Annotated in this window: 17 protein-coding genes; 9 read left to right on the top strand and 8 right to left on the bottom strand. The window is 73.2% G+C overall.

Annotation, left to right across the window (positions count from 1 at the left end; all coding sequences use genetic code 11):
* Window positions 1–51 precede the first annotated feature (51 nt).
* Window positions 52–1011 (top strand): asparaginase, encoded by a 960-nt coding sequence (locus Q3W68_RS12680; RefSeq protein ID WP_302905567.1) that lies wholly within the window; start codon window positions 52–54, stop codon window positions 1009–1011.
* A gap of 149 nt (window positions 1012–1160) precedes the next feature.
* Here Q3W68_RS12680 and Q3W68_RS12675 read toward each other — a convergent pair whose 3' ends face one another.
* Complete coding sequence (locus tag Q3W68_RS12675; RefSeq protein ID WP_302905566.1) at window positions 1161–1958, bottom strand: alpha/beta fold hydrolase; 798 nt, start codon at window positions 1956–1958, stop codon at window positions 1161–1163.
* Window positions 1959–2071: 113 nt separating this feature from the next.
* On the opposite strand from Q3W68_RS12675, the gene Q3W68_RS12670 reads away from it, so the two are divergent.
* The 5 genes from Q3W68_RS12670 to Q3W68_RS12650 all read left to right on the top strand — a co-directional run bounded on the left by Q3W68_RS12670 (window position 2072) and on the right by Q3W68_RS12650 (window position 5485).
* Window positions 2072–2695: a helix-turn-helix domain-containing protein gene (locus Q3W68_RS12670; RefSeq protein ID WP_302905565.1), complete on the top strand. Its 624-nt coding sequence runs from the start codon at window positions 2072–2074 to the stop codon at window positions 2693–2695.
* Window positions 2692–3465 carry a hypothetical protein gene (locus Q3W68_RS12665; RefSeq protein WP_302905564.1) on the top strand — a complete coding sequence of 258 codons (774 nt, stop codon included), beginning with the start codon at window positions 2692–2694 and terminating at the stop codon, window positions 3463–3465. The genes Q3W68_RS12670 and Q3W68_RS12665 overlap by 4 nt, the downstream gene beginning before the upstream one ends.
* 72 nt (window positions 3466–3537) lie before the next feature.
* Window positions 3538–3852, top strand: coding sequence for a DUF2516 family protein (locus Q3W68_RS12660; RefSeq protein ID WP_013288803.1), 315 nt, complete (start codon window positions 3538–3540; stop codon window positions 3850–3852).
* Window positions 3849–4736 (top strand): alpha/beta fold hydrolase, encoded by an 888-nt coding sequence (locus tag Q3W68_RS12655; RefSeq protein ID WP_302905563.1) that lies wholly within the window; start codon window positions 3849–3851, stop codon window positions 4734–4736. Before Q3W68_RS12660 ends, Q3W68_RS12655 begins: the two co-directional genes overlap by 4 nt.
* A gap of 11 nt (window positions 4737–4747) precedes the next feature.
* On the top strand, window positions 4748–5485 hold the full coding sequence (locus Q3W68_RS12650; RefSeq protein ID WP_302905562.1) for an alanyl-tRNA editing protein: 738 nt from the start codon (window positions 4748–4750) through the stop codon (window positions 5483–5485).
* Window positions 5486–5494: 9 nt separating this feature from the next.
* Here the strand turns inward: Q3W68_RS12650 and Q3W68_RS12645 are convergent, their stop codons facing one another.
* Window positions 5495–6166 carry a nucleotidyltransferase domain-containing protein gene (locus tag Q3W68_RS12645; protein WP_302905561.1) on the bottom strand — a complete coding sequence of 224 codons (672 nt, stop codon included), beginning with the start codon at window positions 6164–6166 and terminating at the stop codon, window positions 5495–5497.
* Window positions 6167–6242: 76 nt separating this feature from the next.
* On the opposite strand from Q3W68_RS12645, the gene Q3W68_RS12640 reads away from it, so the two are divergent.
* On the top strand, window positions 6243–7157 hold the full coding sequence (locus Q3W68_RS12640; RefSeq protein WP_302905560.1) for an SDR family oxidoreductase: 915 nt from the start codon (window positions 6243–6245) through the stop codon (window positions 7155–7157).
* On the opposite strand, the gene Q3W68_RS12635 is transcribed toward Q3W68_RS12640, so the two are convergent.
* Window positions 7148–8137 (bottom strand): YafY family protein, encoded by a 990-nt coding sequence (locus Q3W68_RS12635; protein WP_302905559.1) that lies wholly within the window; start codon window positions 8135–8137, stop codon window positions 7148–7150. The two genes, Q3W68_RS12640 and Q3W68_RS12635, sit on opposite strands and share 10 nt — an antisense overlap.
* 103 nt (window positions 8138–8240) lie before the next feature.
* Between Q3W68_RS12635 and Q3W68_RS12630 the strand changes: the two genes are divergently transcribed.
* Window positions 8241–9032 (top strand): EI24 domain-containing protein, encoded by a 792-nt coding sequence (locus tag Q3W68_RS12630; RefSeq protein WP_302905558.1) that lies wholly within the window; start codon window positions 8241–8243, stop codon window positions 9030–9032.
* A gap of 1 nt (window position 9033) precedes the next feature.
* Window positions 9034–9552, top strand: a complete 519-nt coding sequence (locus Q3W68_RS12625; protein WP_302905557.1) for an O-acetyl-ADP-ribose deacetylase — start codon at window positions 9034–9036, stop codon at window positions 9550–9552.
* Here the strand turns inward: Q3W68_RS12625 and Q3W68_RS12620 are convergent.
* The 5 genes from Q3W68_RS12620 to Q3W68_RS12600 form a co-directional block, all read right to left on the bottom strand.
* Window positions 9545–10450, bottom strand: coding sequence for a GNAT family N-acetyltransferase (locus Q3W68_RS12620; RefSeq protein ID WP_302905556.1), 906 nt, complete (start codon window positions 10448–10450; stop codon window positions 9545–9547). The genes Q3W68_RS12625 and Q3W68_RS12620 overlap by 8 nt on opposite strands.
* Before the next feature lie 108 nt (window positions 10451–10558).
* Window positions 10559–11566 (bottom strand): LacI family DNA-binding transcriptional regulator, encoded by a 1008-nt coding sequence (locus Q3W68_RS12615; RefSeq protein WP_302905555.1) that lies wholly within the window; start codon window positions 11564–11566, stop codon window positions 10559–10561.
* Window positions 11567–11585: 19 nt separating this feature from the next.
* Window positions 11586–12953 carry a GH1 family beta-glucosidase gene (locus Q3W68_RS12610; protein ID WP_302905554.1) on the bottom strand — a complete coding sequence of 456 codons (1368 nt, stop codon included), beginning with the start codon at window positions 12951–12953 and terminating at the stop codon, window positions 11586–11588.
* The gene (locus Q3W68_RS12605; RefSeq protein ID WP_030504579.1) at window positions 12950–13783 is read right to left on the bottom strand and encodes a carbohydrate ABC transporter permease; all 834 of its coding nucleotides are present in this window, start codon (window positions 13781–13783) and stop codon (window positions 12950–12952) included. Before Q3W68_RS12605 ends, Q3W68_RS12610 begins: the two co-directional genes overlap by 4 nt.
* On the bottom strand, window positions 13780–14769 hold the full coding sequence (locus Q3W68_RS12600) for a carbohydrate ABC transporter permease (RefSeq protein WP_013288789.1): 990 nt from the start codon (window positions 14767–14769) through the stop codon (window positions 13780–13782). The genes Q3W68_RS12605 and Q3W68_RS12600 overlap by 4 nt, the downstream gene beginning before the upstream one ends.
* Window positions 14770–14817 lie beyond the last annotated feature (48 nt).

Genomic DNA, 14817 nt, shown 5'->3' with positions numbered 1-14817 from the left:
GCAGGTCACCCCGCCGCCGACCGGGTCCGTCCCCTCGGTACGGTCCATACCGTGGGAAAAACGTACGAGGGCGGTGTGCCGCTCGCCGAGGTGGTCCGGTCCGGTTTCGTGGAGGGCGTCCACCGGGGTTCCGTGGTGGTGCTCGACGCCGCCGGTGAGCCGGTCGCCGGGGCCGGTGACGTCACCTCGCCGATCTTCCCCCGCTCGTCGAACAAGCCGATGCAGGCGATCGGGATGCTCCGCGCCGGGCTGCCGCTCACCGGCCCGGCCGACATCGCGCTGGTCGCGGCCAGCCACGCGGGCGAGGAGTTCCACGTCGAGCGGGTCACCGCGCTGCTGCGCGACGCCGGCCTGACCGAGGACGCGTTGCACTGCCCGCCGGACCTGCCGTTCGGCGAGGCCGCCCGGGAGGCGGTGCTGCGGGCCGGCGGCGGCCCGGCCCGGGTGCTGATGAACTGCTCCGGCAAGCACGCCGGCATGGTGCGCACCTGCCTGGCGGCCGGCTGGCCGCTCGACGGCTACTGGCGCCCGGAGCACCCGCTCCAGCAGCGCCTGACCGCCACCATCGAGGAGTTCACCGGCGAGCGGGCGGCTGCGGTCGGGGTGGACGGCTGCGGCGCGCCGGTGCTCGCCGTCTCGCTGACCGGGCTGGCCCGGGCGTTCCTGCGGCTGGTCAGCGCCGAGCCGGGCACCGTCGAGCGGACGGTGGCGGACGCGATGCGGACGTACCCGGAGCTGGTCGGCGGCACCCAGGCGGAGGACACGCGGCTGATGCGCGGCGTACCCGGTCTGCTCGCCAAGATCGGCGCGGAGGGCGTGATCGCGGCGGCGATCCCGGAGGTCGGCGCCGTCGCCCTGAAGATCGACGACGGCGCCGCCAGAGCCCGCACACCGGTCCTGACCTCAGCCCTGGCGCGCCTGAACGTGCGAGCTCCCATCCTCACCGAGTACGCCGAGCCACCCCTGCTCGGCGGCGGCCTCCCGGTAGGTGCCATCCGCCCCCTCTGGTGACTCCGCCGCCGCGATCTTGCACTTCCTGCCCCGACAAACTGCACATTCCAGGCGAACCAAGGGCCGCAAGTGCAAGATCGGCGAGGCGCGGCGAGGCGAGGCGAGGCGCGGGAGGCGAGGCGCGGGAGGCGAGGCGCGGCGCGGGAAGGTCAGGGGAGGAAGGGCAGTAGGGCGGTGTTCGTCTCGGTGGGGCGCTCCAGGGGGAGCAGGTGGGCCGCGTCGGGGACGTCTGGCATGCGTACGCCGTTCGGGGCCTCGTCGGCGATGCGGTCGGCCAGGCGGCGGATGTCGGCCAGGTCGTCGGCGCCGGTGCCGACGAGCACCGGTACGCGCAGCTCGCCCAGCCGGTCGATCGCCGGCGGGTCCAGCTCGCCCACCTCGATCGCGCTCAGCGCCTGCTCGGCGGCGAGCGCGCGGCGGTCCATCTCCTCGGCGAACCGGATCAGCTCCGGGTCGACGTCCTCCGGGCGACGGGTCGGGCCGACCACCCAGAACCGCACCTCGCCGGCGGCGGTGGCGGCGAAGTCCTCCGGGTCCACGTCACCGACCAGTTCCTCCCAGAGCTGCTCGGTCTCCTCGGACCACTCGTTGCCGGAGACGGGCGCACCGAAGAGTGCCAGCGCCGAGACCCGCTCCGGGTGGGCGAGCGCGGCGTCCACGGCGACCCGGCCGCCGAACGAGCAGCCGACGAGCGCGGCCCGCTCGATGTCCAGCGCGTCGAGCAGCCCGATCACGTCGTCGTGGTGAGCGAACGGCGTGGGTGGCAGCTCCGACTCGCCGTAGCCGCGCAGGTCCAGTGTGATCACCCGGTGCCGCTGCGCGAGTGCCGGGACCTGCCCGCGCCACATCCGCCGGTCGGCGATGCCGGCGTGCAGCAACACCACGGCGGTTCCGGTGCCGCTCTCGTCGTACGCGAGCTGGGCGCCGTTGATATCGATCTTGGTCACGGGGGAGAACGGTACGGACCGGACATGGGCTCCGCAACCCACCTTTGGTGACCCTGCTAACTCTGGCTAGCGATTTGCTTGCAGGAGTTAGCGGCCCGGGCTAGCGTTGAGTCATGGCCACCAGCAAGGACCTTCCCGATGTCGGCGGGTTCATTCGCGACCTGCGGCGCAACGCGAAGATCTCACTGCGCCAGCTCGCCGAGCAGGCGGGCGTCAGCAATCCCTACCTGAGCCAGATCGAGCGCGGGCTGCGCAAGCCGAGCGCCGAGGTGCTCCAGCAGCTCGCCAGCGCGCTGCGTGTCTCCACCCCGGCGATGTACCTGCGTGCCGGGCTGCTGGACGACAAGGAGGGTCAGGGCGTGCTCGCGGCGATCGCCGTCGACCCCGAGCTGACCATGGCCCAGAAGCAGTCGCTCACCCAGATCTACGAGACGTTCCGGCGCGAGAACGCCCGCCTGGCCGAGGCGACCGACGCCGCCGCGACCGAGGCGGCAGCGACCACCATGACCGAGACGACGGCGGCTGCCGCTCCGGAGGCCCCGGCGACCGTCGCGGCGGCCGCGACCGGTCCGGTCACGCCGGAGGGCACCCCGACCGAGGCGGTCCTCGAATCCGTAGCCGTCACCGAAGCGGGCGGCGCGCCCGCCCCGACGACCACCACCGCCGCCCCTGAGCAGACGGCCGCCCGCCGGGCGGCCCGGAAGGCCGCCGGTGCGGCCGAGGAGGAGCAGTCATGACCACCCAGCCGAAGACCAACCGCATCCCCGCACCCCTCTACGCCGCCGCCGGCGCCGGTGAGCTGGCCCTGGAGCAGCTGCGCAAGCTGCCGACAGTGGTCAGCGGCCTCGGCACCCGGGTCGTGACCGACCTCGGCGGCAAGGCCGTCGTCACCGGCTTCGAGCTGCGCCAGAAGGCCACCGAGACGCTGAAGACCGCCAACCAGACCGCCACCGGGCTGCGCGAGCGGGCCGTCGCCACCGACCTCGACCAGCTCCGCGAGGCCGCCAACCTGGAGAAGCTGCGCGAGGCGGCCAACCTGGACAAGCTGCGGGACGCCGCCAACCTGGACAAGCTCCGCGAGGCCGCCACCCGCAACGCCGCCGTCGTAGTGGCCGGCGCGTACGCCGCGCAGGAGCGTGCGCTGGCCGCGTACGCCGAGCTGGTCGCTCGCGGTGAGCGCGTCGTCGGCGCCGGCGTGCTGGAGGCCGCCGACACGGTGAACGCCGACATCGAGGCCACCGAGGCCACCGGCACCGACGTGACCATGAAGGCCGACACCGCCCCGAAGCCGGAGACCGCCGCCGCGACGACCGAGGTGCCCACCCCGGCGGAGGTGGCCGAGGCGGTGGCCGCCAAGCCGGCCGCGGTGAAGCGGACCCGTGCCACCAAGGCGACCGCGACCAAGGCCGTCACCAGGACGACCGCGACCAAGGCCGCCGCCAAGCCGGCCACCCCGTCGGCGAAGCTGCCGAAGACCACGAAGCGGACCCGCCCGGCCGCCGAGTGACCGAAAGTTCCACCGGGACCCCGGACAACGTCTTGTCGGACGTTTCCGGGGTCTCGGCATAAGCTTGCCCCCATGGCCATCGCCGCGCCGATCTTCGCGTTCGCAGTCCAAGACGTGATCCAGCTGATCCTGCTCGTCTTCGCCCTGGTCGTACAGGGAGTGGCGCTGGTGCACGCGGTCACCCAGCGCGGCGACGGGTTCGCCGCGCTCGGCACGCTGCCCAAGGGCGGCTGGGTCGCCATCCTGGCGGTCTGCCTGCTGCTGACCCTGCTCGGCTTCGGCCCGATCAGCCTGTTCGGACTGATCGGCATCGCGGCCGGTCTCATCTACCTGCTCGACGTGCGGCCCGGTCTGCGGGACCTGCACGACGGCCGAGGGTCCTGGTGAGAGGTTTCCGCTGGCCTCCGCCACCCGACGGCGGTCCCCGCACCTGGGGGCCCGGCCCCGGCGCGCCCCGCACCGGGCGTCCCGCGCTGCCCGAGCCGGAGACGGAGCTGGTCGCCACCCCGCACGGGGTGAGCCTGGAACGGCTGGTCACCGGCACCGGTGATCCGGTCACCGTGTTCGCGCACGGGCTCGGGAGCGGCATCGCCACCACCCGGCCGTTCGGCAGCGGCGTCGCCGGTCGGCGCGTCTTCTTCCAGTTCCGCGGGCACGGCCGCTCCGACTCACCGCCCGGGCCGTGGAGCTACCTGGACCTCGCCCGTGACCTGCGCGCGATGGCTGACCTGAGCGGCGCGACCCGGGCGTTCGGCGCCAGCCTCGGCGCGGGCGCACTCTGCCGGCTGCTCGCGGAGAGCCCGGAACGCTTCGAGAAGCTCGTCTTCTTCCTGCCCGCCGTGCTGGACACGCCGCGCGGCGAGGTGGCGCGCGCCCGGCTCACCGGCCTGCTCGACGCGGTGGCCGAGGGCGACGCCTCGGCGCTGGCCGACGTGGTGTCGCTGGAGCTGCCGCCGTCGGTGCGCAACACCCCGGCCGGCTGGGCGTACCTGCGGCAGCGGCTCGACCAGCTGCTACGCGACGGGCTCGCGCCGGGGCTGGCCGACCTGCCGGCCCAGGCCCCGCTCGACGACGCCGGGTCGCTCGCCGCGGTCACCGCGCCGGCCCTGGTCATCGCCGCCGCGGAGGACGACCTGCACCCGGTCGCGGTCGCCGAACGGCTCGCCGCCGCGCTCCCCAACGCCACACTGCACGTGTACGACCGGCCCGGCGTTCTCTGGACCGAGCGCGCCGACCTGCGGGAGCGCGTCTCGGAGTTCCTGAACGGGTAACGTCGCCGTCCATGGGCGTCACACACCACGGCCGTACGCACCGGCTCGACCTCGCCGACCCGACCCTGCGCGAGTGGACCTGCCGGGTGCTGGCGGCCGATCCCGAGCAGGGCGTCGTGCTGGACCGGTCCGCGTTCTACCCCGGTGGCGGCGGGCAGCCGCCGGATCACGGGGTGCTGCTCTGGCAGGGCGTACAGACGCGGATCGTCGGCACCCGCAAGGGCGACGACCTGTGGCTGATCCCGGCCGAGGGTGACCCGGTGCCGCCGGTCGGCGCCGAGGTGGTCGGCGCGGTGGAGGACGCCCGCCGGAGCATGCTGATGCGTACCCACTCCGGGCTGCACGTGCTCTGCGGCGTGGTGTTCCGCGACTTCGGCGCGCTCGTCACCGGCGGCAACATGGAGCCGGGCGAGGCGCGGATGGACTTCAACCTCCCCGAGGTGCCGCCGGACTTCAAGGCCCGGATCGAGGAGCTGGTGAACGCCGAGGTGGCCGCCGACCGGTCGGTGGCCGTGCGGGTGCTGCCGCGCGCCGAGGCGCTCGCCCTGCCGGACATCATCCGTACCCAGTCGAACCTGATCCCGCCCGAGGAGCAGGAGGTGCGGATCGTCGACATCGTCGGGCTGGACGTGCAGGCCGACGGCGGTACGCACGTCGCCTCCACCGCCCAGATCGGCAAGGTCCAGGTGGTCAAGGTGGAGAGCAAGGGACGGGCCAACCGCCGGGTACGCGTACGCCTGGCGGACTGACCCGTCCGGTCAGCGCGGCAGGTGAGCCGCCCGGACGGCGAGCAGCCAGCGTTCCACCGTCTCCTCGTCCGGCCGTTCCGGCAGCGGCGAGCGGGTCCTGTCGAACTCCGCCTCGGCGGCCGCCACCAGGGCCTGCGCCTCGTCCAGCGCGCCACCGGCGACCCGTTCGCCGAACGCGCGGAACCAGCCCGGATCGGCGAGGCGGATCTCCAGCACGCCCGTCGCGTACAGCACCCGGCCCTGGTGCAGCAGCCGGGCCAGGTGCCGGGCGTGCTTCGCCGAGCGCCGCCGGCCCCCGCTGTCCGCCGGTGCGGCGGCGAGCTTGCGGAACTGCTGCGAGGCGTACCCGAAGTAGGCGTCGCGGACGCGCGGCGCGCTGAGGAACGCCGACCGGATGGCGATCAGCTCCTCGCCGAACCCGGTACGGGTCTCGTAGCAGTCGTCGGGCAGCCACATCAGCTCGGTGGCGGTCGGATTGCTGCTCAGTGCCAGCAGCGCGTACTTGCGGGCCTCGTGCAGCGTGACGTCCGGGTCGGTGGTCACCACCGAGTCGCGGGGCGGGCGCAGGCCGTGGAACGCGACCGTGGGCGCGGCGAACACGCCGATCCGGTCGGTGTCCGAGCCGGGACCGGCCAGCCCGTACGCGACCGACCCGACGATCCCGGACAGCAGCAGGTGCATACCGGTGATGATCGCCCATCCGGGTCTTGAGGGAAACCGGACTTCCGCTGTCAGGTATCGGTGACACGGTGATCCCATGAACTCACCACTGACCGGAAAGGTTGCGCTCGTCGCGGGCGCGACCCGGGGTGCCGGCCGGCAGATCGCCGTGCAGCTCGGCGCCGCCGGGGCCACCGTCTACGCCACCGGCCGCACCACCCGCGAGCGTCGCTCCGAGATGGACCGGCCGGAGACCATCGAGGAGACCGCCGAGCTGGTCACCGCCGCCGGGGGCACCGGGACCGCCGTCGCTGTCGACCACCTCGACCCGGAGCAGGTACGCGCCCTGGTCGAGCGGATCGACGCCGAGCAGGGCCGCCTGGACGTGCTGGTGAACGACGTCTGGGGCGCGGACCCGCTGATCACCTGGGAGAAGCCGGTCTGGGAGCAGCCGCTCGACGCCGGTTTCCGCACGCTGCGGCTGGCGGTCGACACGCACATCATCACCAGCCACTTCGCGTTGCCGCTGCTGATCCGCAACCCGGGCGGCCTGGTCGTCGAGGTCGGCGACGGCACCAAGGAGCACAACGACAGGGAGTACCGCCTGTCGGTCTTCTACGACCTGGCGAAGGTGTCGGTGAACCGGCTCGGCTTCAGCCAGGCGCACGAGCTGGCCCCGCACGGCTGCACCGCCGTCGCGCTCACGCCCGGCTGGCTGCGCTCGGAGGCGATGCTCGAACACTACGGCGTCACCGAGGCCACCTGGCGCGACGCCGCGAAGACCGAGCCGCACTTCGTCATGTCGGAGACGCCGGCGTTCGTCGGGCGCGCGGTGGCGGCCCTGGCCGCCGACCCGGACCGGGCCCGCTGGAACGGGCAGTCTCTCGACAGCGGCGGCCTGGCCCAGGTGTACGGCTTCACCGACGTCGACGGCAGCCGCCCGCACTGGGCCCGCTACTACGAGGAGGTGGTCAAGCCGGGCAAGCCGGCCGACCCGGACGGCTACCGCTGATCCGGCGGCGGATCGGTGTAGAGCGCCGCCGCGCGGCGGGCCGCCTCGGCGAAGCGTGCCCGCAACCGCGGCGGCGCCAGCACCTCCACCTCCGGACCGAGCGCCAGCAACTGGCTGTACGCGACGTCCACCGACTCGACCGGCAGCCGCAGCACCAGCCGGCCCTGCTCGTCCGGCGGCCCGGCCGCGTCCACCGCCTCGGTGTAGACGAACGGCGCGTCCACCAGGTGCCGCAGCATCCGCAGCCCGGCCGGGCTCAGCCGCACCGTGACCCGCTCGCGCAGCAGCTCGCGCAGGAACGCGCCGGCCTGCTCCCGCCAGTACGCCCCGAGGTCGAAGTCCTCGTCCCGGTCGAAGCCGTCGGCGCCCACCTCGACCGCGACCACCCGGTCGACCCGGTACGTCCGCCAGGCGTCGCCGACCCGGCCGACCAGGTACCAGACACCGCTCTTCAGTACCAGCCCGTACGGGGCCAGCGTGCGGGTCACCTCCCGGTCCCCGCGCCGGTAGCGCAGCTCCACCATCCGGTCCCGCCAGACCGCCCGGGCCAGCTCGGCGAGTGCCGAAGGCGGCGTGGTCTCCCGGAACCAGCCCGGTACGTCCAGGTGGAACCGCTGCCCGGTACGCACGGGCGCGTCCCGCAGGCTCGGCGGCAGCGCGGCCAGCACCTTCAGCTCGGCGGCGGCCACCGAGTCGGCCAGCCCCATGTCCCCGGCCGGTCCGGGCAGCCCGGCCAGGAACAGCGCCTCGGCCTCGTCCCGGCTCAACCCGGTCAACCGGGTCCGGTAGCCGCCCAGCAGCCGGTAGCCACCGGCCCGGCCCCGGTCCGCGTACACCGGGACACCGGCGGCGGAGAGCGCCAGCACGTCCCGGTAGACGGTGCGCTCGGAGACCTCCAGCTCGCGCGCCAACTCGGCGGCGGTCATCGTCTCCCGGGACTGGAGCAGCAGCACAAGCGAGATCAGCCGGGACGCACGCACCCACCCATTGTGTAAGGAAGGGCCCCTTGTTAACGCATACGGATTGGAGGGGGCCCCTCCTAACAAGCCGGGTTTGTGCGCGAGCCCACTAGGCTGTGCCGTCGTGAACGCCTCCCGTGCCGTCGCGCCCGTCACCGGCGCGGCCACCCGCTTCCTCGCCGGCGCCGGGCTGCTGCTGCGCGGCTTCGGCATGTACGTCCGCAGCCCGAAACTGATGCTGCTCGGCGTGATCCCGGCGCTGATCACCGGCGCGCTCTACGTGGCCCTGTTCGCCACGCTGCTCTACTTCGTGGACGACCTGGCCGCCTGGCTCACCCCGTTCGCCGACGACTGGTCGTCGCCCTGGCGCGGGCTGCTGCGGGTCGTCGCCGGGCTGGCGGTGGTCGGGGTCGCCGGGCTGGTCGGGGTGCTCACGTTCACCGCCGTCACGCTCGTCATCGGCGACCCGTTCTACGAGGCGATCTCCGAGCGGGTCGAGAACCGCCTCGGCGGCACCCCCGGCGCGGTGGACGTGCCGTTCTGGTCCTCGCTGCGGCGCAGCCTCGCCGACTCGCTGCGCCTGGTCGCGCTGTCCGCGCTGATCGGCGTACCCCTGTTCGCCGCCAGTTTCATCCCGGTGGTGGGACAGACGGTGGTCCCGGTGGTCGGCGCCCTGGTGGGTGGCTGGTTCCTGGCGCTGGAGCTGGTCGGCGCGCCGTTCTACCGGCGGGGGATGCGGCTGCCGGACCGGCGGGCGCGGCTGCGAGCCGACCGCCCGACGGCGCTCGGTTTCGGGGTGGCGGTCTTCCTGTGCTTCCTGATCCCGCTCGGCGCGGTGCTGGTCATGCCGGCCGCCGTCGCCGGGGCCGCGCTGCTGGCCCGCCGGTCGCTGGGCCAGCCGATCGAGGAGAGCTGAGATGGACACCGTCCTGATCGAGGGGGACATCACCGCGCAGCAGGTCGACGCGATAGTCAACGCCGCCAACTCGTCGCTGCTGGGCGGCGGGGGAGTCGACGGCGCGATCCACCGGCGGGGCGGTCCGGCCATCCTGGAGGAGTGCCGGGCGTTGCGCGCCTCCCGCTACGGGCGCGGACTGCCCACCGGCCAGGCCGTCGCCACCACAGCCGGCAACCTGCCCGCCCGCTGGGTGGTGCACACCGTCGGGCCGGTCTTCTCGCCGCGCGAGGACCGCTCGGCGCTGCTGCGCGACTGCTACGCCAACAGCCTGCGCGTCGCCGACGGGCTGGGCGCGACCCGGATCGCGTTCCCGCTGATCTCCGCCGGGATCTACGGCTGGCCGGTCGAGGACGCGGTGGCGCAGGCGCTCACCGTGCTGCACGCGGCCACTCCCGAGCACGTCGCCGAGGCCCGGCTGGTGCTGTTCGGCGCCGACACGTACGCCGCAGCGCTGCGGGTGGCCGCCGGGCTCAGCTGAGCTTGCGCCGGCACGACCACTGGCTGTCCACCGGCCGGTAGCCGAGCCGCTCGTTCACCGCCAGCATCGGCGCGTTCGCCTCGTCGTTCGAGGTGTACGCGGTGCGTACCCCGCGCGCCGCGGCGGCGTGCAGCGCGGCCTGCTTGGCCAGCCGGCCCAGCCCTCGCCCCCGGTACGCGGGCAGCGTGCCGGTGAAGTCCGACCACATCCGGTCGCCGTCGCGCTTCACCAGGCTGAGTGCGACCAGTTCGCCGTCCACCTCGGCGAGCGTGCTCGCCTCCCGGTCCAGCCCCGGGTTGTCCCAGCACTCGTGCCGCCACAGGTCGAAGTCGAGCGAGTCCGTGGGCACGTCCCCCGGCTCGTCCCGGGACGACTCGGCGTCGACCCGGTGCACGCGCCGCGGGTCGAGCCCGGCGGCGGACACCAGCCGTACGCCCGGCGGCGGCTGCGGCATCGGCGGAGGCGTGCTCAGGTCCAGCGCCGAGTAGCGCACCTCGCGGCTGGGCTCGAAGCCGTGCCGCTGCGCGAACGGCAGCGACTCGGTACGCGCGTGGGTGAGCACCCGGGTGGTCCCGAGCGCCCGCAGGTGGCCGAGCGCGGTGTCGAACAGCGTGGTGCCGGTGCCCCGGCGGCGGTGTTCCGGGTGCACGTGCAGCAGGGAGATCTCGCCCACGCCGGGCGTCGAGGTCTGCGTGTTGCGGTACGCCGACACCCAGCCGACGACCTGCTCGTCCGCCTCGGCGACCCAGGCCGCCCAGTCCTCGCCGGGCGGTGGTTCGGCGATCATGCGACGGGTCGACTCGACCCCGCGCACCAGGTACGGGTAGACGAGCGCGCGCAACGCCACCACGGCGGGCGCGTCCTCGGCACGGGCGGGACGGATCAGGGCTCCACTCATCCGGCGGACCCTAGCCCCGCCGCCGCCCGCGCCGCGACCGGTTAACGCGCAGCGGGTTGTTAACAGGGGTCCCCTCCTCTACCGGAGGCGTTAAGAGGGGGCCCTTCCTTACGCGGACTCGCGCAGCACCAGCTCCGTGGGGAGCACCAGCGCCTGCTCGACCTCCTCGCCCGCCGCGATGCGCAGCAGTTGCCGGGTCATCGACCGGCCCAGCTCCACTATCGGCTGCCGCACCGTCGTCAGCGGCGGCTCGGTGTAAGCGGCCGTCTCGATGTCGTCGAACCCGACCACCGCCACGTCCTCGGGCACCCGCCGCCCGGCCTCCCGCAGCGTACGCAGGGCGGCGTGCGCCATCAGGTCGGAGGCGGCGAACACGGCGTCCAGTTCCGGGTCGGCGGCGAGCAGCTCGCGCATCGCGGCGGTGCCGGACTCCCGGGTGAAGTCGCCGTACGCGACCAGCTCCGGCAGCCCGGCGTCGCCGATCGCGCTGCGGTAGCCGATCAGCCGCTCGATCCCGGCGACCATGTCCTGCGGTCCGGCGATGGTGGCGATGCGCCGCCGTCCGCTCGCGATCAGGTGCTGGACCGCTGTGCTCACGCCACCTGTGTGGTCGACGTCCACGTACGGCACGTCGACGCCGTCGAGCGGCCGCCCGCTGCACACCACCGGGATGCCGAGCCGGGCCAGCCGGCCGGGCAGCGGGTCCTCGCCGTGCAGCGAGGCGAACAGCACGCCGTCGACGTGCCGGCCGGTGGTGTACCGCTCGACCCGTTCGTGCCCGGCCGGCGAACCGGCGAGCATCAGCACGAGTTGCTTGTCCGCCGCCTCCAGCTCCTGCGCCGCGCCCCTGATGATGCCCGGGAACACCTGGTCGTCGGAGAACACCCGGGTGGCCGCCTCGGGCAGCACCAGCGCGACCGAGTCGGTCCGCTGGGTGACCAGGCTGCGGGCGGCGAGGTTCGGGACGTACCCGAGCTCCTCGACCGCTCGCCGTACCGCCTGCCGGATCGGCTCCGCGACTGTGGTCGAGCCGTTCACCACCCGGGAGACGGTGGCCCGGGACACGCCGGCCAGCCGGGCCACCGCCTCCAGGGTCGGTCGCTGTGCCGTCGTCATCCCCGTAACCACCACCTCGTCACAGCCCGTTCCGGGCGATCACCTCCTGGTACCAGCGGGCGCTGCGCTTGGGTGTGCGCCGCTGGGTCAGGTAGTCGACGTGGACGATCCCGAACCGCTTCCGGTAACCCTCGGCCCATTCGAAGTTGTCCAGCACCGACCATACGAGATAACCGCGCAGGTCCACGCCCCGGGCGATTGCCTCGTGCGCGGCGCGCAGGTGCCCGTCGAGGTAGGCGACCCGGTCGGCGTCGGCCACTTCGCCCCGCTCGTCGAGGTCGGCGTCCGGGAACGCCCCGCCGTTCTCGGTGATCATCAAGGGCAGCCCGGGGTGGTCGGCGGCCACCCGTTCCAGCAGCCGGGTCAGCCCGGCCGGCTCGATCGACCAGCCCATCTCGGTCAGCGGCCCGGCCGGCGGCAGGAACTCGACGGTCCCGGCGGTGCCCGGGTACGCGCCACCTCCCGCGCCGTCGGCCCGTCCGGCCACGTAGGTGGGCGCGTAGTAGTTGAGCCCGAGAAGGTCCAGCGGCGCGGCGATCAGCTTCTCGTCCCCGTCCCTGATGAAGTCCGGCGCGACGATCCGGCTGACGTGGGCCAGCACGTCCGCCGGGTAGCCGCCGCCGGTCAGCGGGTCCAGGAAGATCCGGTTGTGCAGGCCGTCGACGAGCCGTACCGCCTCGGCGTCGGCGGCGCTGCCCGCGTCGGCCGGCTGCACGTCGGCCAGGTTGAGCGTGATCCCGAGCGTCTGCGCGCCGGCCGCGCGCAGCGCCCGCGCCGCCAGGCCGTGGCCGAGCAGCAGATGGTGTACGGCCCGGAACGCGTCACCGGCGTCGCGCCGGCCGGGCGCGTGGACGCCGGAGCCGTACCCGAGGTAGGCCGAGCACCACGGCTCGTTGAGCGTGGTCCAGGTGCGGACCCGGTCGCCGAGGCGGCCGTGCACGGCGAGCGCGTACTCGGCGAAGTGCTCGGCGGTCTCCCGGACGGTCCAGCCGCCCCGGTCCTCCAGCGCCTGCGGCAGGTCCCAGTGGTAGAGCGTGACGATCGGGTCGATGCCGGCGTCCAGCAGCGCGTCGGTCAGCCGGTCGTAGAAGTCGAGCCCGCGCGGTTCGACCGGGCCGGTGCCGTCCGGCCGCACGCGGGGCCAGGACACCGAGAACCGGTACGCCCGCAGCCCCAGCTCGGCCATCAGCGCGACGTCCTCGGCGTGCCGGTGGTAGTGGTCGCAGGCCACGTCGCCGGTGTGGCCGGCGAACACCGCGCCCGGCGTACGGCTGAAGGTGTCCCAGATCGACGGGCCGCGACCGTCGTCGCGGGCGGCGCCCTCGATCTGGTACGCGGCGGTGGCCCCGCCCCAGACGAAGCCCTCCGGGAATCGGACGTTGCTCATGCCTTGACCGCACCTTCCATGATCCCGCCGATGATCTGGCGGCCGAAGACGATGAACACCAGCAGCAGCGGCAGCGTGGCGATGGCCGTGCCGGTGAACACCTGCGACATGTCCTGGTAGTACCCGTCGGAGAGAGCCCGCAGCGACAGCTGCACCGTCGGGTTCTCCGGGTCGTTCAGCACCGCGTACGGCCACAGGAAGTCGTTCCAGGTGGTCATGAACGTGAGCAGACCGAGGACGGCGGCGGCCGGGCGCAGCGCGGGCAGCACCACGTTCCAGTAGATCCGGGCGGTGTTGCAGCCGTCCATCCGGGCCGCCTCGATCAGTTCGGTGCTGACCGCCTGGCCCGCGTACTGGCGCATCATGAACACGCCGAAGCCGGTGACCAGCGCCGGCACGATCACGGCGGGCAGCCTGTCGTTCCAGTTGAGCTTCGTCATCAGCAGGTAGAGCGGGATCACGCCGAGCTGGGTGGGGACCATCATGGTGGCGACGATGACCAGCAGCAGCGCGTTGCGCCCACGGAAGCGCAGCTTCGCGAACGCGAACCCGGCCAGCGTGGAGAAGAACACCACCGAGATCGTCACCGTGGTGGCCACGATCGCGGAGTTGATCAGGCCGGTCAGGAAGTACGCGTCGGTGTTGTCGAACAGCCGGGCGATGTTGGCGCCGAGGTTGCCGCCGGGCGTGAGCGGCGGCGGCACCTGGCCCATCGTGTCGCTGGTCCGGCTGGCCACCACGAACATCCAGTAGATCGGGAAGATCGACAGGACGGCCGAGAGCGTCAGCGCCAGGTAGGTGAGCCGGCTTGCCGACCAGAGGCGGGTCATCGGGAGACCTCCTTGCGGGAGCCGCCGCCGAGCCGGCGCAGGAGCAGGACGTTTATCGCCGCGACCACGGCGATCAGGGCGAACAGCAGCCAGGCGACCGCGGAGCCGTAGCCGAAGTTGTAGTGCGGCGCGAAGGCGTTCTCGAACATGTACATGGTCACCGTCTGCGACTCCCGCAGCGGCCCGCCGCGGATCGCGTTGGTGCCGGAGTTGAACATCCGCGGCTCGGTGAAGAGCTGGAGGCCGCCGATGGTGGAGATGATGACCGCGAAGATGATCGTCGGCTTGAGCAGCGGCACAGTGATGGACCAGAACTGCCGGGCCCGGCCGGCGCCGTCGATCGCCGCCGACTCGTACAGGTCGCGGGGGATGGCCTGCATGGCGGCCAGGAAGATCAGCGCGTTGTAGCCGGTCCAGCGCCAGTCGACCATCGTGGAGATCGCGACCCAGGCGGCGAACCGGTTCGCCTTCCAGTCGATCGCGTTGATCCCGACGTGGTCGAGCAGCCAGTTGATCATCCCGAACTCGCGGCCGAACAGCACCGCGAACACGATCGCCACGGCGGCGGTCGAGGTGACGTTCGGGATCAGCACGGCCATCCGCCAGGTGGTACGGGCGCGCAGCTGGCGGTTGAGCAGGTTGGCCAGCCAGAGCGCGGCAAGCAGCTGGGGGACCGTCGAGATCACGAAGATGCCCAGCGTGTTGACCACCGAGTGCCAGAAGTCCGAGTCGGCGAGCAGCTGGGTGTAGTTGTCGAAGCCGATGAACGGGTGCTCGGCGCCGAGCAGGTCCCAGTCGTGCAGCGAGACCCAGAACGTGTACGCCAGCGGGTACGCCCCGAAGACGCCGAACAGCAGGAAGAACGGGGCGATGAACAGGTACGGCGAGTATTTCGTGTCGATCCGGCTGAGCCGGTTGCCCAGACCGGGACGGGTGGGGCGGGGCGCCGGTGCGACCGGCGGGCGGGCGTCGAGCTGGACGGCCATGACCCGGGACTCCTTTCCGCCGCGCGGGCGGCCCCCCGTGGCCGGGTG

Source organism: Micromonospora sp. C28ISP2-4 (genome assembly GCF_030519385.1).
Taxonomy (GTDB): Bacteria; Actinomycetota; Actinomycetes; order Mycobacteriales; family Micromonosporaceae; genus Micromonospora; species Micromonospora tulbaghiae.
This window is presented reverse-complemented; position numbering and strand designations above follow the sequence as displayed.

Bases quoted from the DNA above. Each gene is read 5' to 3' on its own strand.
- Q3W68_RS12615 (WP_302905555.1), bottom strand. From the start codon at position 11,566: ATGACGACGGCACAGCGACCGACCCTGGAGGCGGTGGCCCGGCTGGCC.
- Q3W68_RS12610 (WP_302905554.1), bottom strand. From the start codon at position 12,953: ATGAGCAACGTCCGATTCCCGGAGGGCTTCGTCTGGGGCGGGGCCACC.
- Q3W68_RS12670 (WP_302905565.1), top strand. From the start codon at position 2,072: ATGGCCACCAGCAAGGACCTTCCCGATGTCGGCGGGTTCATTCGCGAC.
- Q3W68_RS12665 (WP_302905564.1), top strand. From the start codon at position 2,692: ATGACCACCCAGCCGAAGACCAACCGCATCCCCGCACCCCTCTACGCC.
- Q3W68_RS12650 (WP_302905562.1), top strand. From the start codon at position 4,748: ATGGGCGTCACACACCACGGCCGTACGCACCGGCTCGACCTCGCCGAC.
- Q3W68_RS12620 (WP_302905556.1), bottom strand. From the start codon at position 10,450: ATGAGTGGAGCCCTGATCCGTCCCGCCCGTGCCGAGGACGCGCCCGCC.
- Q3W68_RS12605 (WP_030504579.1), bottom strand. From the start codon at position 13,783: ATGACCCGCCTCTGGTCGGCAAGCCGGCTCACCTACCTGGCGCTGACG.
- Q3W68_RS12600 (WP_013288789.1), bottom strand. From the start codon at position 14,769: ATGGCCGTCCAGCTCGACGCCCGCCCGCCGGTCGCACCGGCGCCCCGC.
- Q3W68_RS12660 (WP_013288803.1), top strand. From the start codon at position 3,538: ATGGCCATCGCCGCGCCGATCTTCGCGTTCGCAGTCCAAGACGTGATC.
- Q3W68_RS12640 (WP_302905560.1), top strand. From the start codon at position 6,243: ATGAACTCACCACTGACCGGAAAGGTTGCGCTCGTCGCGGGCGCGACC.
- Q3W68_RS12625 (WP_302905557.1), top strand. From the start codon at position 9,034: ATGGACACCGTCCTGATCGAGGGGGACATCACCGCGCAGCAGGTCGAC.
- Q3W68_RS12645 (WP_302905561.1), bottom strand. From the start codon at position 6,166: ATGCACCTGCTGCTGTCCGGGATCGTCGGGTCGGTCGCGTACGGGCTG.